This is a genomic window from Streptomyces candidus (assembly GCF_014207445.1).
Taxonomy (GTDB): Bacteria; Actinomycetota; Actinomycetes; order Streptomycetales; family Streptomycetaceae; genus Streptomyces; species Streptomyces candidus.
Genome location: NZ_JACHEM010000001.1, coordinates 559,528 through 585,732 on the forward strand (window position 1 = coordinate 559,528; position 26,205 = coordinate 585,732).

At 71.7% G+C, this 26,205-nt stretch carries 26 protein-coding genes and 1 pseudogene; 7 read left to right on the plus strand and 20 right to left on the minus strand.

What is annotated here, in order from left to right:
• Positions 1 to 29 precede the first annotated feature (29 nt).
• The 4 genes from HNQ79_RS02480 (at position 30) to HNQ79_RS02495 (ending at position 3,437) form a co-directional block, all read left to right on the plus strand.
• Positions 30 to 830, plus strand: coding sequence for a metal ABC transporter ATP-binding protein (locus tag HNQ79_RS02480; protein ID WP_185026281.1), 801 nt, complete (start codon positions 30 to 32; stop codon positions 828 to 830).
• A gap of 2 nt (positions 831 to 832) precedes the next feature.
• Complete coding sequence (locus HNQ79_RS02485; RefSeq protein ID WP_185026283.1) at positions 833 to 1,723, plus strand: metal ABC transporter permease; 891 nt, start codon at positions 833 to 835, stop codon at positions 1,721 to 1,723.
• 73 nt (positions 1,724 to 1,796) lie between these two features.
• Entirely contained in the window at positions 1,797 to 2,228 is a 432-nt protein-coding gene (locus tag HNQ79_RS02490; protein ID WP_185026285.1) for a Fur family transcriptional regulator, read from the plus strand.
• 282 nt (positions 2,229 to 2,510) lie between these two features.
• Complete coding sequence (locus HNQ79_RS02495; RefSeq protein ID WP_185026594.1) at positions 2,511 to 3,437, plus strand: trypsin-like serine peptidase; 927 nt, start codon at positions 2,511 to 2,513, stop codon at positions 3,435 to 3,437.
• 139 nt (positions 3,438 to 3,576) lie between these two features.
• Here HNQ79_RS02495 and HNQ79_RS02500 read toward each other — a convergent pair whose 3' ends face one another.
• The 7 genes from HNQ79_RS02500 to leuA form a co-directional block, all read right to left on the minus strand.
• Positions 3,577 to 4,026 carry a response regulator gene (locus tag HNQ79_RS02500; RefSeq protein ID WP_185026287.1) on the minus strand — a complete coding sequence of 150 codons (450 nt, stop codon included), beginning with the start codon at positions 4,024 to 4,026 and terminating at the stop codon, positions 3,577 to 3,579.
• Positions 4,023 to 5,753, minus strand: a complete 1,731-nt coding sequence (locus HNQ79_RS02505) for a sensor histidine kinase (RefSeq protein ID WP_185026289.1) — start codon at positions 5,751 to 5,753, stop codon at positions 4,023 to 4,025. Before HNQ79_RS02505 ends, HNQ79_RS02500 begins: the two co-directional genes overlap by 4 nt.
• Before the next feature lies 1 nt (position 5,754).
• A complete protein-coding gene (locus HNQ79_RS02510; RefSeq protein ID WP_229923139.1) occupies positions 5,755 to 6,957 on the minus strand; it encodes a PP2C family protein-serine/threonine phosphatase in 1,203 nt (400 codons plus the stop codon).
• An 87-nt stretch (positions 6,958 to 7,044) separates the two neighbouring features.
• On the minus strand, positions 7,045 to 7,896 hold the full coding sequence (locus HNQ79_RS02515) for an isoprenyl transferase (protein WP_185026291.1): 852 nt from the start codon (positions 7,894 to 7,896) through the stop codon (positions 7,045 to 7,047).
• A 22-nt stretch (positions 7,897 to 7,918) separates the two neighbouring features.
• A complete protein-coding gene (recO, locus tag HNQ79_RS02520) occupies positions 7,919 to 8,668 on the minus strand; it encodes a DNA repair protein RecO (protein ID WP_185026293.1) in 750 nt (249 codons plus the stop codon).
• A 300-nt stretch (positions 8,669 to 8,968) separates the two neighbouring features.
• On the minus strand, positions 8,969 to 9,724 hold the full coding sequence (locus HNQ79_RS02525) for a TerB family tellurite resistance protein (protein ID WP_185026295.1): 756 nt from the start codon (positions 9,722 to 9,724) through the stop codon (positions 8,969 to 8,971).
• A 153-nt stretch (positions 9,725 to 9,877) separates the two neighbouring features.
• Entirely contained in the window at positions 9,878 to 11,638 is a 1,761-nt protein-coding gene (leuA, locus tag HNQ79_RS02530) for a 2-isopropylmalate synthase (protein WP_185026297.1), read from the minus strand.
• A 307-nt stretch (positions 11,639 to 11,945) separates the two neighbouring features.
• Between leuA and HNQ79_RS02535 the strand changes: the two genes are divergently transcribed.
• The 3 genes from HNQ79_RS02535 to HNQ79_RS02545 all read left to right on the plus strand — a co-directional run bounded on the left by HNQ79_RS02535 (position 11,946) and on the right by HNQ79_RS02545 (position 14,899).
• Positions 11,946 to 13,007, plus strand: a complete 1,062-nt coding sequence (locus tag HNQ79_RS02535; protein WP_185026299.1) for a M4 family metallopeptidase — start codon at positions 11,946 to 11,948, stop codon at positions 13,005 to 13,007.
• Positions 13,008 to 13,106: 99 nt separating this feature from the next.
• Positions 13,107 to 13,379 (plus strand): protealysin inhibitor emfourin, encoded by a 273-nt coding sequence (locus tag HNQ79_RS02540; RefSeq protein ID WP_185026301.1) that lies wholly within the window; start codon positions 13,107 to 13,109, stop codon positions 13,377 to 13,379.
• Positions 13,380 to 13,516: 137 nt separating this feature from the next.
• Positions 13,517 to 14,899, plus strand: a complete 1,383-nt coding sequence (locus HNQ79_RS02545; RefSeq protein ID WP_185026303.1) for a GH1 family beta-glucosidase — start codon at positions 13,517 to 13,519, stop codon at positions 14,897 to 14,899.
• A 78-nt stretch (positions 14,900 to 14,977) separates the two neighbouring features.
• Here the strand turns inward: HNQ79_RS02545 and era are convergent, their stop codons facing one another.
• From era to HNQ79_RS02610, 13 genes and pseudogenes are all read right to left on the minus strand, one after another.
• The gene (gene era, locus HNQ79_RS02550) at positions 14,978 to 15,931 is read right to left on the minus strand and encodes a GTPase Era (RefSeq protein ID WP_185026305.1); all 954 of its coding nucleotides are present in this window, start codon (positions 15,929 to 15,931) and stop codon (positions 14,978 to 14,980) included.
• A 104-nt stretch (positions 15,932 to 16,035) separates the two neighbouring features.
• Positions 16,036 to 16,395 (minus strand): annotated as a pseudogene (locus HNQ79_RS02555) (transglycosylase family protein); the annotation flags it as partial.
• A 404-nt stretch (positions 16,396 to 16,799) separates the two neighbouring features.
• Positions 16,800 to 17,186: a cytidine deaminase-like protein gene (locus tag HNQ79_RS02560; protein WP_373312412.1), complete on the minus strand. Its 387-nt coding sequence runs from the start codon at positions 17,184 to 17,186 to the stop codon at positions 16,800 to 16,802.
• A gap of 125 nt (positions 17,187 to 17,311) precedes the next feature.
• Positions 17,312 to 17,668 (minus strand): MmcQ/YjbR family DNA-binding protein, encoded by a 357-nt coding sequence (locus tag HNQ79_RS02565; RefSeq protein WP_185026309.1) that lies wholly within the window; start codon positions 17,666 to 17,668, stop codon positions 17,312 to 17,314.
• 57 nt (positions 17,669 to 17,725) lie between these two features.
• Positions 17,726 to 19,018 carry a hemolysin family protein gene (locus HNQ79_RS02570; protein WP_185026311.1) on the minus strand — a complete coding sequence of 431 codons (1,293 nt, stop codon included), beginning with the start codon at positions 19,016 to 19,018 and terminating at the stop codon, positions 17,726 to 17,728.
• The gene (gene ybeY / locus HNQ79_RS02575) at positions 19,015 to 19,512 is read right to left on the minus strand and encodes an rRNA maturation RNase YbeY (protein WP_185026313.1); all 498 of its coding nucleotides are present in this window, start codon (positions 19,510 to 19,512) and stop codon (positions 19,015 to 19,017) included. Before ybeY ends, HNQ79_RS02570 begins: the two co-directional genes overlap by 4 nt.
• A 14-nt stretch (positions 19,513 to 19,526) precedes the next feature.
• Positions 19,527 to 20,579 (minus strand): PhoH family protein, encoded by a 1,053-nt coding sequence (locus HNQ79_RS02580; protein WP_185026315.1) that lies wholly within the window; start codon positions 20,577 to 20,579, stop codon positions 19,527 to 19,529.
• A gap of 242 nt (positions 20,580 to 20,821) precedes the next feature.
• Entirely contained in the window at positions 20,822 to 21,883 is a 1,062-nt protein-coding gene (locus tag HNQ79_RS02585; RefSeq protein ID WP_185026600.1) for a carbohydrate kinase family protein, read from the minus strand.
• Positions 21,884 to 22,264: 381 nt separating this feature from the next.
• On the minus strand, positions 22,265 to 23,173 hold the full coding sequence (locus HNQ79_RS02590) for a ribonuclease Z (protein ID WP_185026317.1): 909 nt from the start codon (positions 23,171 to 23,173) through the stop codon (positions 22,265 to 22,267).
• A gap of 93 nt (positions 23,174 to 23,266) precedes the next feature.
• Entirely contained in the window at positions 23,267 to 23,626 is a 360-nt protein-coding gene (locus tag HNQ79_RS02595) for a histidine triad nucleotide-binding protein (RefSeq protein WP_185026319.1), read from the minus strand.
• A 256-nt stretch (positions 23,627 to 23,882) separates the two neighbouring features.
• The gene (locus HNQ79_RS02600; RefSeq protein ID WP_185026321.1) at positions 23,883 to 24,839 is read right to left on the minus strand and encodes an ATP-binding protein; all 957 of its coding nucleotides are present in this window, start codon (positions 24,837 to 24,839) and stop codon (positions 23,883 to 23,885) included.
• 161 nt (positions 24,840 to 25,000) lie between these two features.
• Entirely contained in the window at positions 25,001 to 25,687 is a 687-nt protein-coding gene (locus HNQ79_RS02605; protein WP_185026323.1) for a hypothetical protein, read from the minus strand.
• Positions 25,688 to 25,731: 44 nt separating this feature from the next.
• Complete coding sequence (locus tag HNQ79_RS02610; protein WP_185026325.1) at positions 25,732 to 26,124, minus strand: VOC family protein; 393 nt, start codon at positions 26,122 to 26,124, stop codon at positions 25,732 to 25,734.
• Positions 26,125 to 26,205: the final 81 nt, after the last annotated feature.

The window sequence follows — 26,205 nt, forward strand, 5'->3', positions numbered from 1 at the left end:
GACCCCCACCCCGATCGGAGGCGCGAGCAGTGCAGCGTTCAGTGAGCCAGAGCGACGCCGTCATATCCCTGAGCGCGGCCACCGCCACGCTCGGCTCGCGCCCCGTGCTGCGCGGAGTCGACCTCGCCGTGCAGCGCGGCGAGGTCGTCGCGCTGCTCGGAGCCAACGGTTCCGGCAAGTCCACGGCCGTCCGCTCCGTCATCGGGCAGGTGCCGCTCACCGGCGGCTCTGTCGAGCTGTTCGGCACGCCGCTGAGGCGCTTCAGGCAGTGGGCGCGGGTGGGCTACGTACCGCAGCGGACCACGGCCGCGGGCGGGGTGCCCGCCACCATCCGCGAGGTGGTGTCCTCCGGGCGGCTGTCCCGGGCCCGCCTCGGACTGCTCTCCCGGGCCGACCGGGCGGCCGTGAACCGGGCGATCGACCTGGTCGGGCTCACCGACCGGGCCAAGGACTCGGTGAGCGCCCTGTCCGGCGGCCAGCACCAGCGGGTGCTGATCGCCCGCGCGCTGGCCTGCGAACCGGAACTCCTGATCATGGACGAGCCGCTCGCCGGGGTGGACCTGGCCAGCCAGGAGATCCTGGCCGCGACCCTGCGCGAACAGGTCGCGGCCGGAGTGTCCGTACTGCTGGTACTGCACGAACTGGGCCCGCTGAGGCCGCTGATCGACCGCACCGTCGTCCTGCGCGACGGTCTCGTCGTGCACGACGGGCCGCCGCCCGCCGGGGGCCTGCTGCCCGGCCACGACGCGCACCACCTGACCAAGGAAGACTGCCACCCGGACGCCGTGCACGCCGCCGCGGCCGGGGTACCGACGGGACTGCTGGGCTGATCATGAGCGAACTCCTGGACATCTTCAGCACCCCGTTCATGCAGCGGGCCCTGATTGCCGCCGTCCTCGTCGGCATCACCGCCCCCGCGATCGGGATCTACCTCGTGCAGCGCCGCCAGTCGCTGATGGGCGACGGCATCGGCCATGTCGCCATGACCGGCGTCGGCCTCGGCTTCCTGCTCTCCGCCAGCCCCATCTGGACGGCGACGGCCGTCGCGATCGTCGGCTCGGTCGCCATGGAGCTGATCCGCTGGTACGGCAAAACGCGCGGCGACATCGCCCTCGCGATGCTCTTCTACGGGGGCATGGCCGGCGGTGTGCTGCTGATCAACCTCGCCCCGACCGGCTCCAACGCCAACCTCTCCTCGTACCTTTTCGGCTCGCTCTCGACGGTGTCGAGCCAGGACGTCACCGCGATCGTCGTCCTGGCGGCCTTCGTCGTCCTCGTGACGATGGGCCTGCGCAGGCAGCTGTTCGCGGTCAGCCAGGACGAGGAGTTCGCGCGGGTGACCGGGCTGCCGGTGCGCCTGCTGAACCTGCTCGTCGCCGTCACGGCCGCCGTGACCGTCACCGTCGCCATGCGGGTCGTGGGCCTGCTGCTGGTCAGCGCGCTGATGGTGGTGCCGGTTGCCGCCGCGCAGCAGATCTCGCGCAGCTTCACCGTCACCTTCGTCCTGGCCGTCGCCATCGGCACGACGGTGACCCTGGGCGGAACGGTCACCTCCTACCAGTACGACGTGCCGCCCGGCGCGACGATCGTGCTGCTGGCCATCGGTGTCTTCATCGTGCTGACGCTTCTCGCCACGCCCCTGGCACGGCGGCGCTCGCGCGCGAAAGCCTCCCCGGAGCTCCCGTCGGAGACGGTACGCGCCCCCGACGCGGCGAAGGTGTGACCGCACCCCTCGACAGCCCTGGCACAATGGCCCGACGCATCTATTCGTGTAATGGCGACCAGAGGAGGCACCTGTGACGACGGCGCCGAGCGGTGCGGCGGCCAACGCGGCTCCGGTACGCGGACGCTCCACCCGGCAGCGGACCGCCGTGGCGGCGGCGCTGGACGAGGTGGACGAGTTCCGCAGTGCCCAGGAGCTGCACGACATGCTCAAGCACAAGGGCGCCTCGGTCGGCCTGACCACGGTCTACCGCACCCTCCAGTCCCTGGCGGACGCGGGCGAGGTCGACGTGCTGCGGACGAGCGACGGCGAGTCGGTCTACCGGCGCTGCTCGACCGGCGACCACCACCATCACCTGGTGTGCCGCAAGTGCGGCAAGGCGGTCGAGGTCGAGGGACCGGCGGTCGAGACGTGGGCGGAGTCGATCGCGGCCCAGCACGGGTACGTGAACGTGGCGCACACGGTGGAGATCTTCGGCACGTGCGCGGAGTGCGCGGCCGCCTGACGGCGGCCACCACCGGGCCGCGGCCCATCGGCCGGAGAAGTGACCGGCCCGCAAAAAGTGAGGGCCGGTGACGTGACCGGCCCGTCCGGTGATGAACCTGTGAACGCCTCAACTCCCGCCAGGAGTTGGGGCGTTCGTCGTTGACGGCCAGTTTCGGCCAACCCTCGCCCACCCTCCTGACAGGTCGTCAGTCGCGTGGCACCCTGCCTGTCGCACACCGATTTCCGCACCGCTCCCCTCTTCACAGAAGGAGTTAGCGTGAGACGTCGTCCCCACAGTGCGATGCTCGGCCTGGCCGCTGCCGTAGGCGGCCTGCTCGCCACCGGAGCGGCCCCCGCCTCCGCGGCGGCCGGCACCCCCTCCCCCGCCTCCTCCCCCGCTCCCGCCGCCGAACAGCAGGTCCGGGACTTCTGGACGCCGGAGCGGATGCGCTCCGCGAAGCCGCTGGACCTGCTGAAGGTGCCCCCCTCGAAGGTGAACCCGGCGAAGGCCGGCGGGCCCGTCTCCTCGGTCCCGTCCACGAAGGCGTTCCCGCAGAAGGGCGGGGCGTGGACCGGCGGCGGGGCGGTCGTGAAGACCTCCGGCCGGGTGTTCTTCACCTACCAGGGCCGCACGGCCTCCTGTTCGGGCAACTCCGTCACCAGCCAGAACAAGTCGACCGTCGTCACGGCCGGGCACTGCGTCAAGATGGGCGGCGCCTGGCACACGAACTGGGTGTTCGTCCCCGCGTACCACGACGGCGCGACGCCGTACGGTACGTGGACCGCGTCCAAGATCTCCGCCACCGACCAGTGGGCGGCGAGCGAGGACATCAACTACGACGTGGGCCTGGCGGTGGTGAACCCGCTGAACGGGCAGAAGCTCGCGGACGTGGTCGGGGCGCAGGGCCTCCAGTTCAACGGCGGCTACAACAAGCCGATGTACGCGTTCGGCTTCCCGGCCGCGGCGCCGTACGACGGCAAGCGGCTGATCTACTGCTCCGGGAACACGACGCGGGACTTCCTGTTCTCCAAGGACCACAGCATGGCGTGCGACATGACCGGGGGATCCAGCGGCGGCCCCTGGTTCAACTCCTTCAACGAAGCGACGGGGACGGGGCTGCAGGCGTCGGTGAACAGCTTCGGCTACACGTTCCTGCCGGGGCGGATGTTCGGGCCGTACTTCGGGGCGGAGGTCAAGGCCGCGTACGACAAGGCGCAGGTGAGCTAGGAGGCGGGGGCCGCCACCGCCCCCGGCAGCCCCTGGGCGGCGGGGGCGGGGGCGGCCCCGCGGGGGCGGAACGGGCGGGCACGGGGGCGGCCCCCCACCGGACGTGCGCCCTCCCGCCGTACGCCCAGCACGGCGCGCGTCACCTGGTTCTGGGGGGCAGCCGGACGACGGTCAGGAAGAAGTCGTCGATCTGCCGTACCGCGGCGATGAACTGGTCCAGGTCCACCGGCTTGGTGACGTACGCGTTGGCACGCAGCTCGTAGCTGCGCAGCACGTCCTCGTCCGCCGAGGACGTCGTCAGTACCACCACCGGGATGTGCGCCAGATCCTCGTCCTTCTTGATCCGCTCCAGCACCTGCCGCCCGTCGTACTTGGGCAGGTTCAGGTCCAGCAGGATCAGGTCCGGCCGTACCGCGTCGGTGTGGCCACCCTGCCGGTACAGGAAGTCGAACGCCTCCTGCCCGTCCCGCACCACGTGCAGCCGGTTGCGGATCTTGTTGTCGGCGAACGCCTCCCTGGTGATCAGTTCGTCCCCGGGATCGTCCTCGACGAGGAGCACTTCGATGGGGTGGGCGGGCGTGCTGCTCATGCGTTCGCTCCTGTCGTGCCGACCGTGTCACCGGACGGTGCGGCGTGCTCCGCCACCGGCAGGCTGAAGCACACCCTGGCCCCCTCCGGCACTCCGGTGTCCAGGCGGATCGTCCCGCCGTAGTACTCGACGATCTTCCGGCAGAGGGCCAGCCCGATGCCGGTCCCCGGGTACTCGTCGCGGGAGTGCAGCCGCTGGAAGATGACGAAGACCTTCTCGGCGAACTCCCCGGGCACGCCGATTCCGTTGTCGCGGACGCTGAAGTGCCAGAGCCCGCCGTCCCGTTCGCAGTCCACGACGACACGCACGGGACGTTCGGGGTGGCGGAACTTCACCGCGTTGCCGAGGAGGTTCTGCCACAGCATGACCAGGCTGGCCGGGTCGCCGACGACGACCGGCAGCGGGCGGCTCCGCACCTCGATCCCCGCCTGGGCCTCCGCCACGGCCACGGCCAGGTTGCGACGCGCCTCGGCGAGCACGTCGTCCATCGCGACCCGCACCGGGGCGTCGTCCAGCCGCCCCACCCGCGAGAAGGTCAGCAGGTCGCTGATGAGGATCTGCATGCGCTTCGCCCCGTCCACCGCGAAGCCGATGTACTGCTTGCCGCGCGCGTCGACGACGTCCCCGTACCGCTTCTCCAGCAGCTGGCAGAACGAGGCGACCTTGCGCAGCGGCTCCTGCAGGTCGTGCGAGGCGACGTACGCGAACTGCTCCAGCTCGGCGTTGGAACGCCGCAGTTCGGCGGCCTGGGCGTCCAGGTCGACGGCCTGCCTGGCGAGTTCGCGCTCCCGCGCCCTGGCCTCCGTCAGCTCCCCCGCGATGCGCCGCCGCATCGAGTCCACCGAGCGGCCGACGGACCGTACGTCCGCCGGGCCCGGCACCTCGATCCGCCGGTCGAACTCGCCGCCCGCGACCTGGTCGGCGGCCGCGCGCAGCGCGCTCAGCGGGGAGACGACCATGCGGTTGAGCAGCAGCGCCAGCAGGCTGCCGGTCGCGACGATCACGGCGAGCATCCCGAGGAACACCCAGTCCCGCAGGACGCGCAGCGCCATCATCTCGTCGCGGGCCTCGTCGCGGGCCTGCACGAGGTGCCGCTCCTGGGCGTGCAGCAGTTCGCGCAGTTCGTCGAAGCGCCGCTTGCTGGCCTCGACCCGCGGCTGTACGGAGTCGACGCTCGCACCGGCGCGGATCGCGGCGATCAGCGGGTCGGCCTGCTCCTGGCGCCACCGCGCGGCCTTGTGCGTGACCGCCGCGAGGTCGCCGCCGAGCCGGCCCCCGGCACCGAGGAGCCGGGCCACTTCGGCCCGGTGGAGGCGTTCGTCGCGGACGCCTTCCTCGTACGGTGCGAGGAAGGCCTCGTCGCCGCTGAGGGCGAAGCCGCGGACGCCCGACTCCTGGTCGAGCAGGGCCTTCTGGAGCTGGAGGGTGGCGGACCGGCCCGGCTGGATGTGGTCGACGAGCTCGGTGTTACGGCTGTTGGTACGCCCCAGGAGGACGGCGCCGACGGACGCGCAGAGCAGCAGCAGGGCGGCCATGGTGCCCAGTACGAGCCGGATCCAGCCGCGTACCGAAAGCCGCCCGAACCCGACGGGCTCGCGGGGGCCGGCGGGGCGGTCGTCGGCGGGCTGCCGGGTGCCGGCGGGCCTGTTGCAGGCGCGCCCCCGGCTGCCGGCCGGTCCGCCGGTGGTGGGTCCGTCGCGTCCGGCTCCGGGGGCTTCCTCGCCCATCTCAGCCGGTTCCCCACGCCAGGTGGAGGACGGCTATGTCGTCGGCCAGTCCGCCGTGCGGGGCGGCGGCGTCCGTCGCCGCCTGGACGAGCGTCTGCACGAACTGGTGGGCGGGCAGCGCCTCGTACTCGCGCGCCAGTGCCAGCAGCCCGTTCTCGCCGAGGCGGGTGCGCGGCCCGGTGAGGCCCTCGAAGAGGCCGTCGGTGAAGACGACGATGCCGGTGCCGGGTTCCAGGGGGAGATCGGTCTCGGGCCAGACGCCGGTGCCGGGTGCGATGCCGAGCGCCATGCCGCCGGGCGGGTCGTACCAGGTGGTGCCCGAGGGGCCGCGGACGAGCAGCCCCGGGTGGCCCGCCCGCACCACCCGCACCGAGCGCCGGTCGGGCGGGAAGACCAGGCTCGTCAGGGTGGCGAAGACCTGCTGGGCGGACCGCTCGGCCGCCATGATCTCTTCGAGGAGCCGGATCTGGGCGGGCCCGGTGCAGCCGCTGAGGACCGCCGCCCGCCACGCCACCCGCAGGCACACCCCGAGTGCCGCCTCCGCCGCCCCGTGCCCGGACACGTCGCCGATGACGGCGTGCACGGTTCCGTCGGCGGTCTGCACGACGTCGTAGAAGTCCCCGCTGAGCAGACCCTGTTCGCGCCCCGGGTCGTAGCGGGCGTCCACTTCGAAGCCGGTGCCGCGCATCAACGGCACGGGCAGCAGACCGAGTTCCAGCCGGGCGTTCTCCTCGGCGCGCAGGCGTCCCGCGTGCAGGGCGACCGACGTCTGCTCGACCTGCTTGCGCTGCACGGCGTACCGCACGGCCCGGCTGAGGGTCTCCGCGTCGAGGCGCCCCTTGACCAGGTAGTCCTGCGCGCCCTCCGCCACCGCGGTGTGACCGGCCTCGCCCTCGACGAGCCCGGTCAGTACGACGATGGCCGCGTCCGGGTGCGCGGCGAGCACCTGGCGCACGGCGTCCAGCCCGCGCACGTCGGGCAGGTGCAGGTCGAGCAGTACGCACACCGGCCCGATGTGCGTACTGAGGAACCTGCGTGCCTCGTCCAGCGAGGTGCACCAGTGCACGTCCGCCGCGAGGTCGCTCTCCTCCAGTACGTCCGTGAACAGCAGGGCGTCGGCCGCGTCGTCCTCGACCAGGAGCAGTGCCGCGTCGAGGCGTCTTCGCCCCGTTACCGCACCCGGCACCACGAGTCGTTCGGCCACCCCATACCCCCGCCCCAGGAAGCCGGGCTGCCCGGCCGGTGTGCCCGTGCCTCCTTCGGCGAAATGATACTGCCGGGGCCGCAGCCATCAGCCCTGTTCGGGCACCTGCGACAGGGGCAGAGCGGACTGCGCCTGCTGCTCGTTGGGGATCGCGCCGCCGAACCTCCGGTCACGCTGGGCGTATGCGTAGCACGCGTCCCACAGGTTGCGCCGGTCGAAGTCGGGCCACAGCACGTCCTGGAAGACCATTTCGGCGTAGGCGCTCTGCCACAGGAGGTAGTTGGAGGTGCGCTGCTCACCGCTGGGCCGCAGGAAGAGGTCCACGTCCGGCATGTCCGGGTAGTACAGGTACTTGGCGAAGGTCTTCTCGTTGACCTTCGACGGGTCGAGCTTCCCGGCCGCCACGTCCCGCGCGACGGCCTGCGCGGCGTCGGCGATCTCCGCCCGGCCGCCGTAGTTCACGCAGAAGTACAGGGTCATCGCGTCGTTGTCGACGGTCTGCTCCTGGGCGATCTGGAGCTCCTGGACGACGGACTTCCACATCTTGGGCATCCGCCCGACCCAGCGGATCCGGATGCCGAGCTCGTTCATCTCGTCGCGGCGGCGGCGGATGACGTCCCGGTTGAAGTTCATCAGGAAGCGGACCTCGTCGGGCGTGCGCTTCCAGTTCTCGGTGGAGAAGGCGTACAGGGACAGGTTCTTGACCCCCATCTCCAGGCACCCCTTCAGCACGTCGAGCACCACACCCTCGCCCACCTTGTGGCCCTCGGTGCGCGGCAGCCCGCGTTCCTTGGCCCAGCGGCCGTTCCCGTCCATGACGATGGCCACGTGTTCGGGGATCAGCTCGTCGGGGATCTTCGGGGGGCGGGCACCGGACGGGTGCGGCTCGGGGATCTTGTACTCGCGCCTGTTGCGTCCGAGAATCCCGCGTCGTGCCATGGCTGTGCTCTCCCTTGTTGCCTTACGTCTTCTCTACGTACCTGAGCGAGCGCAGCCCGCGCTCCAGGTGCCAGTGCAGGTACGCCGACACCAGTCCGCTGCCCTCACGCGCGTGCCGCGGCTCGCACGCGTCGGCGGCCGTCCAGTCCCCCGTGAGCAGGGCGCTCAGCAGCGCGACGGCCTCCGCAGAGGGTACGACGCTGCCGGGCACCCGGCAGTCACCGCATATGACCCCGCCGGCCGAGACGGAGAACAGCCGGTTGGGTCCGTCGATGCCGCACTTGGCGCAGTCGTCGAAGCTGGGGGCGTAGCCGTTGACGGCGAGGGAGCGCAGGAGGAACGCGTCGAGGATCAGGTTCGGGGCGTGCTCGGCACGCGACAGCGTCCGCAGGCCGCCCACCAGCAGGAGGTACTGCTGCACCGCGGGCTCGCCCTCGTGGTCGGTGAACCGTTCCGCGGTCTCCAGCATGGCCGTGCCGGCGGTGTACCGGCCGTAGTCGGTCACGATGCCGCTGCCGTACGGGGCGATGATCTCGCCCTGGGTGCAGAGCGGCAGGCCGCGGCCGATCAACTCGCTGCCACGCGCGAAGAACTGCACGTCCACGTGCGAGAAGGGCTCCAGACGGGCACCGAACTTGGACTTCGTGCGGCGTACGCCGCGGGCCACGGCGCGGACGCGGCCGTACTTGCGGGTGAGCAGCGTGATGATGCGGTCCGCCTCGCCCAGCTTCTGGGTGCGCAGGACGATGCCGTCGTCACGGAACAGGCTCATGGGTTCCATTGTCCCGTACGGACGGGCGCGAGCGTGCAGGGTGCGGGGGTGCGACGGGCACGCCGGGCCGCGTGCGCCGCACTCGGCGCGGTGGCCGCCGTGATGGCCGTGTGCCTGCTCGTACTGCTGCCCGGGAGCCCCCTCGACCCGGCCCCGGTCCCGCCCGCGCACTCCCCGGCCCCGCGCACCTCCGAGCCCCCCGGGGCGGACCACCACGAGGGCCGGCATCACCACCGCCGAGAGGGTAGCCGGACACGGCGAACAGCCGCAGCAGCAGGAACAGGCACGCGCCGGGCCTGCTCAGGACGGTGTGCGGGCCGCCGCCGCCAGCAGCCGGTCCGTGTCCTGCGGACAGAGCTTCAGGGCCGCCCCGACCATCGTCAGGACCTCCCGTTCGGCCGGGCTGTACGGGCCGTCGGCAAGGGCGATGCGGGCGCCCTGGAGCAGGAGCGACTCCCGCCCCTCGACCGCCAGGTGCGGGGCGAGGGGGCCAAGGGCCTCGTGCAGTTCGATGGCCAGGGAGGCGCTGTACGGGAAGTCCGGCTCGCCCTCGCCCCGCGCGCCCGCCGCCGCGGGCTCGGCCGCGTCCGCCGGGTGGCATCCCCGGTCCGAGGTGAGGGCCTGCATCAGGAGGGTGAGCTGGTCCTCCGTACAGTCCTCGAACCCGGCGGAGCGGACCGTCGCGGCGGCCGTGCCGGTCACCGTGCGGCAGGACGTGCCGCCGGCGGCGAGGACGGCGAGGGCGACCGTGTGGACGGCGTCGCGGAGCATCGCGGAGAAGCGGACCGTGGTGGGGTGGTCGAGCGTCTCGGTCCCGAACTCGCGCGCGCAGGAGGCGCACTGGACGCTCGGGCCGACGAGGCCGCGCGCCACCAGCGGCACACCGAGGACGGTGAGACGCCGGCGGCCGGTGCGCCGGGAGTAGTTGCGGTCGCCGCCGCAGCCGGGGCAGAAGAACTCACCGTCGCCGACGACGGTCCACGTGGTGCGCACGCCCCACGCACCGCGCCAGACACTGCCCCACGGGCTGGACGATCGGCCTCGCACTGGCAGCACGGCGCACCTCCGTAACGCTTCGGCATCCTTGCCGGGGTTGGACGTGATGTTAGCCACATCCGTGAGGCCCCGTCAGCACCCCGGGAAAAGACGGAGGTCCCGCCCAGGGGCTGACATGGGCGGGACCTCGGGAAACGCGCGAAAACAGATCGGTCAGCGAGCTGCCCGGTTCACGGCGGAGACGACCGCCTTCAGGGAGGCACGCGTCGTGTTCGAGTCGATGCCGATGCCCCACAGGACCTTGCCGTCGATGGCGCACTCGATGTACGAGGCGGCCTGCGCGGAGGCGCCCTCGCTCATCGTGTGCTCCTGGTAGTCCAGCAGACGGGCGTCGACGCCGACGGCGGCCAGCGCGTCGAAGAACGCGGAGATGGGACCGTTGCCCGTGCCCGACAGCACGGTCTCCGTGCCGTCGACGACCGCCTCGACGCTCAGGGTGTCGCGGCCCTCGGAGTCGGTGGAGCTCTGGCTGGAACGCACCTGGATGCGGCCCCACGGGTTGCCGCTGTCGGGCAGGTACTCGTCCCGGAAGACCGACCAGATGTCCTTCGGGGTGACCTCGCCGCCCTCGGAGTCCGTCTTCTGCTGGATGATCTTCGAGAACTCGATCTGCATGCGGCGCGGCAGGTCCAGCTTGTGGTCGTTCTTCAGGACGTAAGCGATACCGCCCTTGCCGGACTGCGAGTTGACCCGGATCACGGCCTCGTACGACCGGCCGACGTCCTTGGGATCGATGGGCAGGTACGGGACGGCCCACTCGATGTCGTCGACGGTCTTGCCGGCGGCGGCCGCGTCGGCCTCCATGGCGTCGAAGCCCTTCTTGATGGCGTCCTGGTGGGAGCCGGAGAAGGCGGTGTAGACGAGGTCGCCCGCGTAGGGGTGACGGGGGTGGATCTCCATCTGGTTGCAGTACTCGGAGGTGCGGCGGATCTCGTCGATCTGCGAGAAGTCGATCTGCGGGTCGACGCCCTGCGAGAACAGGTTCATGCCCAGGGTGACCAGGTCGACGTTGCCGGTGCGCTCGCCCTGTCCGAACAGGCAGCCCTCGATGCGGTCCGCGCCCGCCATGATCGCCAGCTCGGCGGCGGCGACGGCGGTGCCGCGGTCGTTGTGCGGGTGGACGGACAGGCAGACGTGCTCCCGGCGGCTCAGGTTCCGGGACATCCACTCGAACCGGTCCGCGTGCGTGGAGGGCGTGGAGCGCTCCACGGTGGCGGGCAGGTTGAGGATGATCTCGCGGCCCTCCTCGGGACCCCACACGTCGCACACCGCCTCGCAGACCTCCAGGGCGAAGTCCAGCTCGGTGTCGGTGAAGATCTCCGGCGAGTACTGGTACCCGAAGACCGTTTCGGGGCCGAGGATCTTCTCCGCGTACTCCATCACCAGCCGGGTACCGTCCACGGCGATCTGCTTGACCTGTTCCTTCGAGCCACGGAAGACGACGCGGCGGAAGGTCGGGGCGGTCGCGTTGTACAGGTGCACGGTGGCCCGGCGGGCGCCGCGCAGGGACTCCACGGTGCGCTCGATCAGCTCTTCGCGGGCCTGGGTCAGAACGGAGATCGTCACGTCCTCGGGGATCGCACCCTCTTCGATGATGGAACGCACGAAGTTGAAGTCGGTCTCGCCGGACGACGGGAAACCGACCTCGATCTCCCTGTAGCCCATCCGCACCAGCAGATCGAACATCTCGCGCTTGCGGGCCGGGCTCATCGGGTCGATCAGCGCCTGGTTGCCGTCCCGCAGGTCGGTGGACAGCCAGCGGGGGGCCTTGGTGATGCGGCGGTCCGGCCAGGTGCGGTCGGGGATCTCGACAGCCTCGTACCCGCCGTACTTGTGCACGGGCATCCCGGACGGCTTCTGGAAGTGGGACGCGTTGGTGACGGGCGTCGGGTTGCCGACGGACTGCTGAGTCATGGCGTAGGGCTCCTCGGGTCTCCTGCAAGGGGACGGCCGACGTGTCTGCGCAGCACCAGATCCCGCGGGGAGGGGGTCGGCCTACGACTACAGGCCCTCGCCGCGGCAGCTAAGGAGAAGCAGCCCGAAACGCATGATGTGCCGCAGCCTAACCGAGGGACGGCCAGGGCGCCGGTCCCGTATCAGTATGCAAGACCGGGCATTGGTGTCAGGCGAATAGTGATCAATCCCTCGAAGCGTTGAAAAAACGCGTATATCTTCGTCGCAGCTAGTGACAGTGACATGACCCAGTGCCACATTGCTCGCCATGGAAGCCACTCGTCCCGTTTTCTGCACCATCGTGCCGCCCCACGTCCTCGACAGGCTCGCCCGTTCCGAGGACCCCGCACTGGCCGGACCCGCCCGCCGCACACTCGAAGCGGACGCCGCGCAGCGCACCCACCGCCGGCTGACCACGGTCCTGGGCGCTCCGCCGGCCAGGACCGCCCCCGGGGCCGCCGAGGGCGGGGCCCGGCGCACGGTCTTCGACGCCGGCAACCGGCGCGAGCTGCCGGGCCGCGTCGTACGCAGGGAGGGCGACCAGCCCCACCAGGACGCCACCGTCAACCGTGCGCACAACGGACTCGGCGCGACCTTCGACCTGTTGCTGCAGGTCTTCGGACGCGACTCCGTCGACGGCAACGGGCTGCCCCTGCACGCGACCGTCCACTTCGACCGGGACTACGGGAACGCGTTCTGGGACGGCGAGCAGATGGTCTTCGGAGACGGCGACGGCGAGATCTTCCTCGACTTCACCCTCCCCGTCGACGTCATCGGCCACGAGCTGGCACACGGCCTGACCCAGTACACGGCGAACTACACGTACTTCGGCCAGCCGGGCGCCCTGAACGAGTCGGTGTCGGACGTCATCGGCTCCCTCGTCAAGCAGTACGTGAACGACCAGACCGCGGGCGAGGCCGACTGGCTGATCGGCGCGGGGCTGCTCGCCGAACGCGTCACGGGCGTCGCGCTGCGCTCCATGAAGGCCCCGGGGACGGCGTACGACGACGACGTGCTGGGCAAGGACCCGCAGCCCGCGACGATGGACGACTACGTCACCACCGGCCGCGACAACGGCGGCGTGCACATCAACTCGGGCATTCCCAACCACGCGTTCTACCTGCTCGCCACCGCACTGGGCGGCAGGGCGTGGGAGCGGGCCGGACAGATCTGGTACGACACCCTCACGGCCGGAACGCTCACCGTCACCCCCACGTTCGCGGACTTCGCGCGGGCGACGGCAGCGGCGGCGCGCACCCGCTTCGGGGAGGGCGAGGAACTGGAGTCGCTCCTCAAGGCGTGGGAGCGGGTGGGGGTACCCGCGCACTGAGGCACGCGGGGGCTGCCGGCACGCCTCGCGCGCCGGCATCGGGACAGCGGCCGGTACGGCCCCTACCGGCGGAGTCCCGCGCGTACTACAACGGACCGCATGCGTATTCAGGTAGTCCGCAGCGGAGGATTCGCCGGGATCGAGCGCCGGGCCGGGGTCGACACCTCGTGCCTGCCCGACGCCGAGGAGTGGCACGCCCTGGCCGCCGGGGCGCTCTCCTGCGGCCGGGACGTGCGGCCGGAAGAGACGGGGATCGCCGACGGATTCTCGTACGAGATCACCGTGGACGGGCGGACGGTCCACTTCTCCGAACCGCAACTCTCCGAGCAGCAGCGGGAGTTGATTACCCGGGTACTGAAGGAGGGCGCCTAGCGGGCCGGACCTGGCGTGCCGGACCTGACGGGCCGGGCCTCGGCAACGGCGCACGGGCCGGCATGCGGGCGAACGGCCGGGAAGTCCTGCCGCCCGGTCGTTGACACGACCCTCGGGGCGTACTCACCATCTCCCCCATGACATCGCTGCCGCCCGGTCCGGCACTCCCGGCGTACCCTCCGCTGCCCCGCTTTCCGGCCAATTTCCTGTGGGGCGTGTCCACTTCGGCCCACCAGATCGAGGGCGCGGCACGCGAGGACGGGCGCGGACCCTCGTCCTGGGACGCCTTCGCCGCCGAGCCCGGACGCATCAAGGACGCCTCCGACGCGTCCGTGGCCGTGGACCACTACCACCGCTATCCGCAGGACGTGGAGCTGCTCAAGAACCTCGGAGTGGGCGGCTACCGCTTCTCCCTCTCCTGGTCGCGGGTGCTGCCCGAGGGGGCCGGGGCGGTCAACCCGGCGGGCCTCGGCTTCTACGACCGCCTCGTCGACGCCCTGTGCGAGGCGGGGGTGCGCCCCGTGCCGACCCTCTTCCACTGGGACACACCCCTCGCGCTGGAGGAGGCGGGCGGCTGGCTGGAACGGGACACCGCGTACCGCTTCGCCGAGTACGTGGACGTGGTCGCCGCCCGCCTCGGCGACCGCGTGGGCCGCTGGATCACCCTCAACGAGCCCGCCGAACTCACCATGCTGGGGCACGCGCTGGGGGCGCACGCACCCGGCAGGCGGATGCTGTTCGACGCGCTGCCCGTCGCCCACCACCAGCTCCTCGCGCACGGCCTCGCGGTCGACGTGCTGCGCACCCGCGGCTCCGGCAGCATCGGCATCGCCAACTCGCACGGCCCGACCTGGCCCGCCTCGGACTCCGAGGAGGACCGCGCCGCCGCCGACTTCTACGACCTGCTGCTCAACCGCCTCTTCGCGGAGCCCGTGCTGCTCGGTGCCTACCCCGACGGCATCGCCGACCTGCTGCCCGGCCCCGTCGCCGACGACCTGCGCCTGATCTCCGAGCCGCTGGACTGGTACGGGATCAACTACTACCAGCCGACCAGGGCCGGCGCCCCGGACCCGAAGGCGTCCACGGACTTCGCGGGCATCACCGTCCCGCCCGAGATGCCCTTCTCCCTGCGCCCCGTCGAGGGTTGCCCGCGCACGGCGTCCGGCTGGGCCGTCGTCCCCGAGGCCCTCACCGAACTCCTCGTGACGTTCCGCGACCGCTACGGCGACCGGCTGCCGCCGGTCGTCATCACGGAGAACGGGTGCAGTTACCAGGGCCTGGACGACCGGGAAAGGATCAGCTTCCTCGACGGTCACCTGCGGGCACTGCACGCTGCGATGGAAGCGGGAGTCGACGTACGCGGCTACTTCGTGTGGTCCCTGCTGGACAACTGGGAATGGGCGGAGGGCTACGCGCAGCGGTTCGGCCTGGTGCACGTGGACTTCGAGGACGGCACCTTGAACCGCACCCCAAAGGCCTCGTACCACTGGCTCCGCCACGCCCTCCAGTCCCCATCCTGACCCCCTGGGTCAGCCCCCTCGGGCGGCGGAACGGCCTCGCTCCCGGCAGCCCCCTGCTCCGTACCTGCAGCCCCCGGCTCAGAACCCCAGCTTCCGCAACTGCTTCGGATCCCGCTGCCAGTCCTTGGCCACCTTCACATGCAGGTCGAGATACACCGGCGTCCCGAGCAGCGCCTCGATCTGCTTGCGGGACTTCATCCCGACGTCCTTGAGCCGCTGCCCCTTCGGCCCGATGATGATGCCCTTCTGGCTCGGCCGCTCGATGTAGACATTCGCGTGGATGTCGAGCAGCGGCCGGTCGGCGGGCCGGTCCTCCCGGGGGATCATCTCCTCGACGACGACCGCGATCGAGTGCGGCAGCTCGTCCCGCACCCCTTCCAGTGCGGCCTCGCGGATCAGCTCCGCGACCATCACCATCTCCGGCTCGTCCGTGAGGTCGCCCTCGGGGTACAGCGGCGGGCTCTCGGGGAGCATCGGCGCGATCAGATCGGCCAGCAGCGACACCTGCTCGTCGCCGACGGCCGACACGGGCACGATCTCCGCCCAGGCGATGCCCAGCTCGCGGCCGAGCTCGTCGATCGCCAGGAGCTGCTCGCGCAACTGCTTCGGTCCGACGAGGTCCGTCTTCGTCACGATGGCGATCTTCGGGGTCTTCTTGATCCCGGCGAGTTCCTTCGCGATGAACTTGTCGCCGGGTCCGAGCTTCTGGTCGGCGGGAACGCAGAAGCCGATCACGTCGACCTCGGCCCAGGTGGTCCGCACGACGTCGTTCAGCCGCTCGCCGAGCAGGGTGCGCGGCTTGTGGAGGCCGGGGGTGTCGACCAGGATCAGCTGGGCGTCCGGCCGGTGCACGATGCCGCGCACGGTGTGCCGGGTGGTCTGGGGGCGGCTGGAGGTGATGGCCACCTTCGTGCCGACCAGAGCGTTCGTGAGGGTGGACTTGCCCGCGTTGGGGCGGCCCACGAAGCAGGCGAAGCCGGCCCGGTGGGGGGCGGGGTCGGCTGCGGGGTTTTCGGGAGTACGAGCGCTCATGCGGCCCATTCTCCCCGATGTACGCCGAAGGGCCGACCAGTGGCCGGCCCTTCGCGGGTGGTGCGGGGTGGCGGTGGGGACAGGCCCGGTCCGCCGGGAGGTCAGGACAGGCCGGCCTTCGCGCCGCAGGAGCCCCAGGCGCCGGGACCCTGCGCCGCCAGGACCTTCTCGGCGACGGCGATCTGCGCGGCCTGGCTCGCCTGGTGGGCGCTCGGCGCGTGGGCGGTGCCGCCGAAGGCGGACCAGGTCTGCTGGGTGAACTGGAGGCCGCCGTAGTAGCCGTTGCCGGTGTTGATGGCCCAGTTGCCGCCCGACTCGCACGCCGCGACCGCCGGCCAGTTGGCGCCGGAGGCCGCGGAGGCGCTGCCCGTACCGGTGAGGATCATGGCCGCGGCGGCGCCGGCCGTCACGACGGAACCGGTGATGCGGCGGGCGGCGGTGGTGCGGATCAGGGAGGAGAACACGCGGTGGCCTAACTCTGGGGGGACGTGGTCCGCCGGGCCGGGGCTTCGCTTGCTGCCCCGTCCGGCGTGCTTCCACACTCCCAGCGCGGCCGGGCCCGATCCACGGACCTTCGGGAGGAGGGGACGGGACCTTGGCCCCGCCCCCGGGTCCTCCTCCGCCGGGCCGGAGGACCCGGGCCGAAGGTCCTGCCGCAGGCGTCACGCGGCCAGGAACGGGCCCGGCCGTGCGGACCGGCCGGGGGTCGCCCGGCCCCCGCCGCGGCCCTCTGTGCGCTGCCTCACACCCGGGGCCTGCTGCATGCCCCTGCCGCCGCGCCGCGCTTCCGCGCGAGGGACACGCCCTCGTTGCGGAACGCCGGGCATCCGGGGCGCCCCGGGACCCCGGAGTGTGCCCCGATCCCGGTTCACACCTCGACGCGCGTCCTGACCACCGCGTCCGGCCCCGCCAGCAGGACGGGAGTGCCCGGTCCGCCCAGGTCACGTACCGCCGCGAGATCGGCGTCGGCGGGCTCCGGGGACGCGGTGACGACGGCCGCCGCCTCCAGCGAAGCGGCCCCGCTCGCGACGGCCATCGCGACGGCCGTCTGCAGGGCGCTCAGCCGCAGCGAGTCGAGGGCGACGGTCCCCGCGACGTACGTCCGCCCGGTCTCGTCGCGGACGGCGGCACCCTCCGGCACCCCGTTGCGGGCCCGGGTGCTGCGCGCGAGGGTGAGGAGTTTCTGGTCCTCGGGTTCGAGAGGGGCGGCCTGGGGGTCCTCGGAGGACGGGGAAGTGGTCATGCCCCCGAGCATAGGAAGCACCGTGGTCCGGCCGCTCGTCCGGGTCGGGCCTTCTTGCCGTCCTGGCCGCCGGCTCCGGCCTTCTCGGCCTCGGCGACGGCCGTGGTCCTCTGCGGCGGGCGGCGGCCGTACACCGGTCAGGGGCGGTCCAGCGTCAGGCGGACCGCCCTCGGCAGGCCCGCCACCACCAGGTCGTACGAGTCCTCGATCAGTTCGCGCACCAGCCGGTCGGGGACCGTGCCGTCGAGGGTGACGGTGTTCCAGTGCCGCTTGTTCATGTGCCAGCCGGGAGCGATCGCCTCGTACTGGGCCCGCAGCCGCACCGCCTGCTCCGGATCGCACTTGAGGTTCACGCCGAGCGGCACGGAATCGAGCGCGCTCAGCGCGAACATCCGGCCCGCCACTTTGTAAACGGACGTCTGCGGAGTGAAGGGGAACTCCTCGACGGCTCCGTTGAAGTCGAGGCACAGCGCACGAAGCCGTTCAGGAGTCATCCCCGCATTATCGACCCGGCGTTCCTCGGACGCGTCTCCCCGGAGCCCGGCGGCCTCTCAGTCCTCCGTGTGCTCCGGCGCGGTCTCCTCCTCCGCCAGCACGGTCACGATCTTGTTCCGGCGTCCCGCGGGCGACTCCGCGGTCAGCCGCACCCGCCGCCCGTCCGGCAGGTCCACCCGCGCCGAGGCGCCCGCGATGGGCACGCGGCCCAGCGCCTTCGCCAGCAGTCCGCCCACCGTCTCGACGTCCTCGTCGTCGAACTCGTCGAGCCCGTAGAGCTCCCCGAGGTCGTCGATGTCCAGTCGTGCGGTGACCCGGAAGCGGCCCTCTCCCAGCTCCTCCACCTGGGGGACCTCCCGGTCGTACTCGTCGGTGATCTCGCCGACGATCTCCTCCAGGATGTCCTCGATCGTCACGATTCCGGCCGTGCCGCCGTACTCGTCGATCACCACCGCCACGTGATTGCGTTCCTGCTGCATTTCCCGCAGCAGGTCACCGGCGTTCTTGGTGTCCGGAACGAAAACCGCCGGACGCATCGCCGTCGACACCAGATCGGACTCGGAGTCCCTGTTGACGTGCGTCTTGCGCACCAGGTCCTTCAGGTAGACGACCCCGACGACGTCGTCCTCGTTCTCGCCGGTCACCGGGATCCGCGAGAACCCGGACCGGAGCGCCAGCGTCAGTGCCTGACGGACCGTCTTGAACCGTTCGATGGAGACGAGGTCCGTGCGGGGCACCATCACCTCGCGCACCAGGGTGTCGCCCAGCTCGAAGACGGAGTGGACCATGCGCCGCTCGTCGTCCTCGATGAGCGACTCCTGCTCGGCGAGGTCGACCATCGCCCGCAGTTCCGCCTCGCTCGCGAAGGGCCCCTTGCGGAAACCCTTTCCGGGCGTCAGGGCGTTACCGATCAGAATCAGCAGCTGCGGAACGGGACCCATGATCCGCGCCAGCGGCAGCAGCACGTACGCCGAAGCCGTCGCCGTGTTCAACGGGTGCTGACGGCCGATGGTCCGCGGCGACACCCCCACCGCGACGTAGCTGACGAGGACCATCACGGCGATGGCGACGAGCAGCGCCTGCCAGGTCTTGTCGAAGACTTCCAGGAAGCCGTACGTGACGAGGGCGCCCGCCGCCATTTCGCAGGCGACGCGCACCAGCAGTGCCACGTTCAGGTAGCGGGTGGGGTCGGCGGCGACCTGTGCCAGCTTCGCGCTGCCGCGTTTGCCGGCCCGTACCGCCTCCTCCGCGCGGAAGGTGGAGACCCGGGCCAGACCGGCCTCCGCGCACGCGGCCAGCCACGCCACGACGACCAGTGCGACGGCGCCGAGGACGAGTTGGGCGCTCATGAGACGGTCGGCGCCGGGGACGGACCGGTGAGGCCCTTCTCCGCCCGCCAGCCGTCGACGATGGCGGCCTGGAGGCCGAACATCTCGGTCTTCTCCTCGGGCACCTCGTGGTCGTAACCGAGGAGGTGCAGCACCCCGTGCACGGTGAGCAGCTGGAGCTCCTCGTCCATGGAGTGCTCGGTGGGGGCGTCCTTGCCCTGCTGTTCGGCCACCTCCGGGCAGAGCACGATGTCACCGAGGAGCCCCTGCGGGGGCTCCTCGGCGTCCTTCGTCGGCGGCCGCAGCTCGTCCATCGGGAAGGACATGACATCGGTGGGGCCGGGGAGGTCCATCCACTGGATGTGCAGCTGCTCCATGGCGTCGGCGTCCACGACGATCACCGACAGTTCGGAGAGCGGGTGGATGCGCATCCGCGCGAGGGCGTAGCGGGCGATGTCGAGGATCGCCTGCTCGTCGACCTCGGTTCCGGACTCGTTGTTGACGTCGATCGACATGGTGCGCTGTGGCTCTACTTCCCGGTCCGGCCGCCCTGCCCGTGCTGGGCCCCGGTGCGGCTTTCGTACTGCTCGTACGCGTCGACGATACGGCCGACGAGCTTGTGCCGGACGACATCCTCCGACGTGAGCCGGGAGAAGTGGATGTCGGGGAGGTCGCCGAGGATCTCCTGCACCTGACGCAGACCGCTCTTCGTGCCGTTCGGCAGGTCGACCTGGGTGACGTCACCGGTGATGACGATCTTCGAGTCGAAACCGAGGCGGGTGAGGAACATCTTCATCTGCTCGGTGCTGGTGTTCTGCGCCTCGTCCAGGACGACGAACGCACTGTTCAGTGTGCGGCCGCGCATGTACGCCAGGGGGGCCACCTCGATCGTCCCGGCGGCCATCAGCCGCGGGATCGTCTCGGGGTCCATCATGTCGTGCAGCGCGTCGTAGAGCGGGCGCAGATACGGGTCGATCTTGTCGAAGAGGGTGCCCGGCAGGAAGCCGAGACGCTCACCGGCCTCGACGGCGGGGCGGGTCAGGATGATCCGGTCGACCTGCTTGGACTGGAGGGCCTGCACCGCCTTCGCCATGGCGAGGTACGTCTTGCCGGTACCGGCGGGGCCGATGCCGAAAACGACGGTGTTCTTGTCGATGGCGTCGACGTAGCGCTTCTGGTTGAGCGTCTTGGGGCGGATGGTGCGGCCGCGGTTGGAGAGGATGTTCTGCGTGAGCACCTCGGCGGGGGTCTCGGCGACCGCCGCGCCGTGGCTGCCGCCATTGCCGTTGCCGTTCGCCCTGAGCATGGCGATCGAGCGTTCCACTGCGTCCTCCGTCATCGGCTGCCCGGTGCGGAGCACCAGCATCATCTGATCGAACAGCCGCTGGATGAGGGCGACTTCCGCGCTCTCCCCGGTTGCGACGATCTCATTGCCCCGGACGTGGATGTCGGCCGCCGGGAAAGCCTTTTCGATCACGCGCAGCAGGGAGTCGCCGGATCCGAGCACCATCACCATGGGGTGAGTGGCGGGGATCTTGAACTCGGCGCGGGCCTGCGGCTGCTGTGTGGGTGACTGAGTCATGGGCCGGCACTGTGGCCTGCACATACCTCCCGTTGCAGGGTTCTCGCTGCTCGACAACCTCTGGCACCAAGCGTACGACCCGCCGCTGACAACACCGAGGGGTTTTGCCCGCGGGCTTTTCCGTACAGGCCTCTACGTGCGGGCTTTTCGCAGGCGGACGTCGTACGCGCGGCCATTTTTCGGGCGGACCTGCCGCGTACGGAGAGCCGGCCCGCGGGGTTGCCGCGTCGGCGGGCGGCCGTTCACGCCTTGAATCCGATCGTCGGAACCGCCCTGCGCAACGGCCAGGGGCGGGCGTCGGCGGGCAGCAGGGCGTCCAGGAAGGCGTACCGCCGCAGCGCCTCCTGGTCCTGGGCGTCGAACCCCTGGACCTGCTGCCACCACGCGCCGATCTCCGCCCAGCCGGGCGCGGACAGCGACCCGCCGAACTCCTGTACGGAGAGTGCGGCGGTCAGCCCGGCGAAGGCGAGCCGGTCGGCGAGCGGCCAGTCCGCGAGGGTCCCGGTGACGAACCCGGCGACGAACACGTCACCGGCGCCCGTCGGGTCGAGGGCCTCGACGGCGATGGCGGGGACCTCGGCGGTCTCGCCGCTGCCGCCGTCCACCGCGTACGCGCCCTCCGCGCCCAGGGTGACGACGGAGAGGGGAACTCTGTCGGCGAGCTTGCGGGCGGCCCGGCGGGGGCAGTCGGTGCGGGTGTAGCGCATGGCTTCCTCCGCGTTGGGGAGGAAGGCCTCGCAGTGCTCCAGACCGGCGAGCGACGCCAGGTCCCAGCGGCCGGTGTCGTCCCAGCCGACGTCCGCGAAGACGCGGGCACCGTTGCGGGCGGCGGACTCCACCCACTGCTGCCGCTGGCCCGGGGCGAGGGAGGCGATGGCGGCACGCGCGCGTGGCGGGCAGTACGGGAACGGGTCGGGGCCGCCGGGCGGCGGGGCCTCGTGGCCGTGCGACACCATGGTGCGCTCGCCCTCGTAGGCCATGGAGACGGTGACCGGGGAGTGCCAGCCCGGGACGGTGTGGGACATGCCCAGGTCGATGCCCTCGCCGTGGGCCAGGGCGTCCCAGCAGTACTCGCCGTAGTGGTCGTCGCCGAACGCCGCCGCGAGGGAGGTGCGCAGGCCGAGGCGGGCGAGGGCGGTGGCCATGTTGGCGACACCGCCGGGGCTGGAGCCCATGCCGCGGGCCCAGGACTCGGTGCCGCGCACGGGAGCGCTGTCGAGGCCCGTGAAGATGATGTCGAGGAAGACCGTGCCGGTGAGGAACACATCGCAGCAGGGCCCGTCGGGGGTGCGCAGGCCGTCCAGCGGGTCGAGCTGTCCGGCGGAGCCGCTGTCGTCCCTGCGGTGGCTGTGCCGGCCGTGGCCGCGGTGCGGGCCGCCCGCGCCGTGCTGTCCGCCGCTTTCCGGTCCTCCGTGGCGGCCGTCGGCTCCGTCGTGGCCAGCGGTCACTGTGTGCGTGCTCACCGTGCGCTCCCGTGGTGTGGTGCGGATGCAGGCCAGTGTGCACGATCCGCCCCCGGAGGCGGATCCCGTGCGAACGGGGCGTGACGGGCGCGCCGCGAAGCAGGCAGGGTGCTCCGGGCGGCACGGCCCGCGAGAGGGACCGGGGGTCCGCACGAGGGAACGGGGGAACGGGGTGCCGCGGGGGTGCCTGGTGTCGTCGTACGGGGCCGGAGGCGGCCGTGCTCAGGTCCGCCGTGCGGGCAGGGGCACCCGGGCCAGGTCGGACGCCACGGTCAGTTCGCCCTCGTACCCCGCGGCGCGGGCCTGCCGCTCGAACTGGGCGGGGTCGCTGTAGCGCTGCGAGAAGTGCGTCAGCACGAGGTGCCGTACGCCCGCGTCGCGTGCCACCGTCGCCGCCTGTCCCGCCGTCAGATGGCCGTGGTCGGTCGCGAGCCGGACGTCCTCGTCGAGGAACGTCGACTCGATGACGAGCAGGTCGCAGTCCTGTGCGAGGGCGTGCACCCCCTCGCACAGGCGGGTGTCCATGACGAACGCGAAGCGCTGTCCCGGACGGTGCTCGCTGACCTGCGCGAGGGTGACGCCGTGCAGTGCGCCGTCGCGCTGGAGCCGTCCGACGTCGGGCCCCTTGATTCCGTGTGCGGCGAGCCGTCCGGGGAGCATCCGGCGGCTGTCCGGTTCAACGATCCGGTAGCCGTACGACTCGACGGGGTGCGACAGCTTCCGTGTTTCGAGGGTGTACGAGGCGGTCGTCGCCAGGGTGCCGTCCGCGGTCACCGGGGCCTCGGTGAGCCGTACCGTCTCGCGGTAGGCGGTGGCGTACCGCAGCCGCTCGAAGAAGTGCTGCCCGCTCGCCGGATAGTGCGCGGTGACCGGGTGCGGGACCCGGTCGAGGTTGATCCGCTGGATAACCCCCGCAAGTCCCAGTGAGTGGTCGCCGTGGAAGTGGGTGACACACAGGCGGTGGATGTCGTGCGCGGCGATCCCGGCCCGGAGCATCTGGCGCTGGGTCCCCTCGCCCGGGTCGAACAGGAACCCTTCGGAGCCCCAGCGCAGGAAGTAGCCGTTGTGGTTGCGGTGGCGGGTGGGGACCTGGCTGGCGGTGCCGAGGACCACCAGTTCGCGGGGGGACATGGCAGCGTTCCTGTCGTCCTTGGAGGCGGGGCCCGTCGGGGCCGGCGGGGGTCTGTACGGGGCCCGGACGGCCGGGACGGGGGTGCCGGCCGTCTAGCCGGGCGGCCAGTTGAGGCCGCGGCCGCCCAGCACGTGGGCGTGCGCGTGGAAGACGGTCTGGCCCGCGCCCGAACCGGTGTTGAGAACGAGGCGGTAGCCGCTGTCCACGATCTTCTCGTCGATGGCGACCTGTCCCGCCTCACGCAGCACGTCGGCGGCCACCCCGGGCTCCGCGGCGGCCAGCGAGGCTGCGTCCGGGTAGTGCGCCTTGGGGATGACCAGGACGTGGGTGGGGGCGTGCGGGTTGATGTCACGGAACGCGACGGTCGTGTCGGTCTCGCGGACGATCGTGGCCGGGATCTCCCCCGCGACGATCTTGCAGAACAGGCAGTCCGCCTGCTGTTCCCCTGCCATGGAGGGCCTCCTCGTGAGGGTGCCTCGCGCACCCGTGGACGTGCTCCCGACAGCGGTGCTCGCACACCGGACGGAAGTGATCGCGTACGGGCGCATGCTATCCGTCGGCGCCCCGCCCGGCCGCCGCGGCAGAGACTGGGGGCGGTGCGGGGCCAGGTCGTGCCCGGCGTGAGTGCGCACCGGGCCAGGGGAGGGTCCGTACGGTCCGCCGCGGCCTCGGCCGCGGCGAAGAGGCCGCCCCCCGCGCCCGTACCCGCTAGAGCTTTCCCGGTTCCGCGAGCAGGAGCTGCCCGTACTCGCGGTGCGCCAGCGGCAGCCGGTAGCTGCCGTCGTCCTCCGCCAGCACCACCGAGGCGTCGACGAGCGCGGCCAGTTCCTCGTCGCTCGCGAAGACAGTGCGCACCTGCTCGGCGGTGAAGCTGCCGGTGAACGCGGACAGCCGCGCCCACAGCAGGCGTTCCGCCCGCCCGCACAGGTCGTGGCTCCATGCGATCGACCGCAGGAGGGTGCGGTGCCGGGCGGGCCGCTGCGGGCCGTGTATCAGCACCCCGAACCGCGCCCCCGGTTCGCACAGGCTGCCGTACAGCTGCTGCGGTGTCGTCGCCCTGCCGAGGGTGCGGGCGGCGAGGAGCACGCTCAGCGGGTCGCCGTCGAGGCGTTCGGCCAGCAGCCGGGTCCAGAAGACCGGCAGATCGACGCCCTGCATCGCGGCTTTCTCGCGCAGCAGTTCGACGGTGTGCTCCCGCGACAGGGGGTGCAGCGGGACCCGCTGCTCGCCGGGCACACCGATCGGGGTGCGGCTGGTGAGCAGGATCTGCAGGCCGGGGCAGGAGTCGTGCAGTCTGCCGACCAGGTAGGCGCAGCCGGCCCGCACGCGTTCGCAGGTGTCCAGGACGAGCAGTCCGCGCCGGCCCGCGAGCAGACGCAGCACCGCTTCCATGGGGTCGGTGCCGCTGCCGGGGGCGGTCCCGGCGTGCAGGGCGGCGGCGACGGTCTGCGGGACGAGAGCGGCGTCCGCGCAGTCGGAGAGGTCGCAGTGGTGGACGGGGAGGTCCGTGACGGTCTCCGCGAGGCGGGCGGCGAGGTGCGACTTGCCGACTCCGGCGGGTCCCGTGAGGGTCACCAGACGGGTCTCGGCGAGCAGTTCGAGGAGGCTGCCGAGGCCCGGGCCGTGGGGGGTGCGGGGCGTGGGGAAACGGTATGCGGGAGCCATGCGCCCACTCTGACCGCGCCCGGGGCCCTCGCGCGCCTGCGGGGACCGGAGATCCGTACACCTAATTCCGTCGGCGGGGAGCACGTAGGTATGCGCGCCGGGGCGGCGGTCCGGGGAACGGTGCGGGCCGGCGATGCCGTGCTTACCGGGACGGGACCGGCTCACTTCTCCGGCGGACAACTGCATGTGGGTTCCGGGTCGCGGGTGGGTGCGGGGTGGGGCGGCGGGTCCGGGCGCGGGTCGGCGGTCACGGTGACCGTGACGGTGGGGGCGGGGTCGCGGGAGGGCGCCGGGTCCCGGGTCGGCTGCGGGCTCGGAGTGGGCTGCGGCGGGGGTTCACGGGTGGGCTGCGGCGGTCGCTGGGTAGGCCGTGAAGTGGGCCCGACGGTGCGGGCGTCGCAGTCGCCCAGCACGCTGACCCGGAACACGGTGCGGTCCGCCACCTTCGCCGTCAGGTCACCTCTTACGCAGCGCCCGTCACGTTCGTCGGTGACCTTGCCGTTGATGCGTATCTCGCGGCCGTTCCCGGTCTGCCCCTCGCAGACGACGGTGGCGACCTCGCGCGCGCCAGGGCGGGGGGTGACCACCGAGGGGCGGGGGCCGGGATCCGGCCCGGTGGAGACACGGCCCCGCTCACCCACCGTAGACGTACAGGACAGCCAGGCGACGTCGACACCGGCCCGCTCCAGGGCTGCGGTACCGGTCCGGTCGGTGGTGAGCGCGACGGCGAAGGAGCCCAAACCGCCCCCGCCGCCCGGCTCGCACGCCGTCACCCCCGCGACCATCGCACCGGCCACGCCGAGTGCCGCGAGGGTGCGCCTGTGCCGTATGCGTCCGGTTGCCCCCATGAGGGGCAGCCTCCCACCGGCCGCCGGGATCGAACAGGCGGATTTCAGCCGCCCAGCAGAAGCCACTCCTGGAGTTCCACCAGGTTGCCCTCGGGGTCCTTGAGGTGGGCGACACGCATGCGCTCCGTCAGCGGGGCCGGTCCGTGCACCAGTACCGCGCCCCGCCCCGTGATCTCCTCGCAGTACCGGTCCAGGTCATCGACCCGCAGCACGACGAGCGACCTGTGCCCGGCGGGCTCCCGGGACAGCTCCCCCAGCAGTTCGGCCATCGCGGCCCGGTCCTGCAGGGCGATCCCCGCCGACCCGGTGGACGGCGAGAACTTTTCGTACGGTCCGTCGGCGAAGCCCGACTGCGGCTTCAGCCCCAGCACTTCCCCGTAGAAGCGATAACAAGCGGCGAAGTCCGAGACCAGCAGCCGGACCTGTGCGAGTTCCATGACGCTCTCCTTCGACGAGGACGCACTCCGCTTCCCTGCGGACGTGCCCGGTCCCTCAGCCCCGGGCCCGGGGCCCGGCGG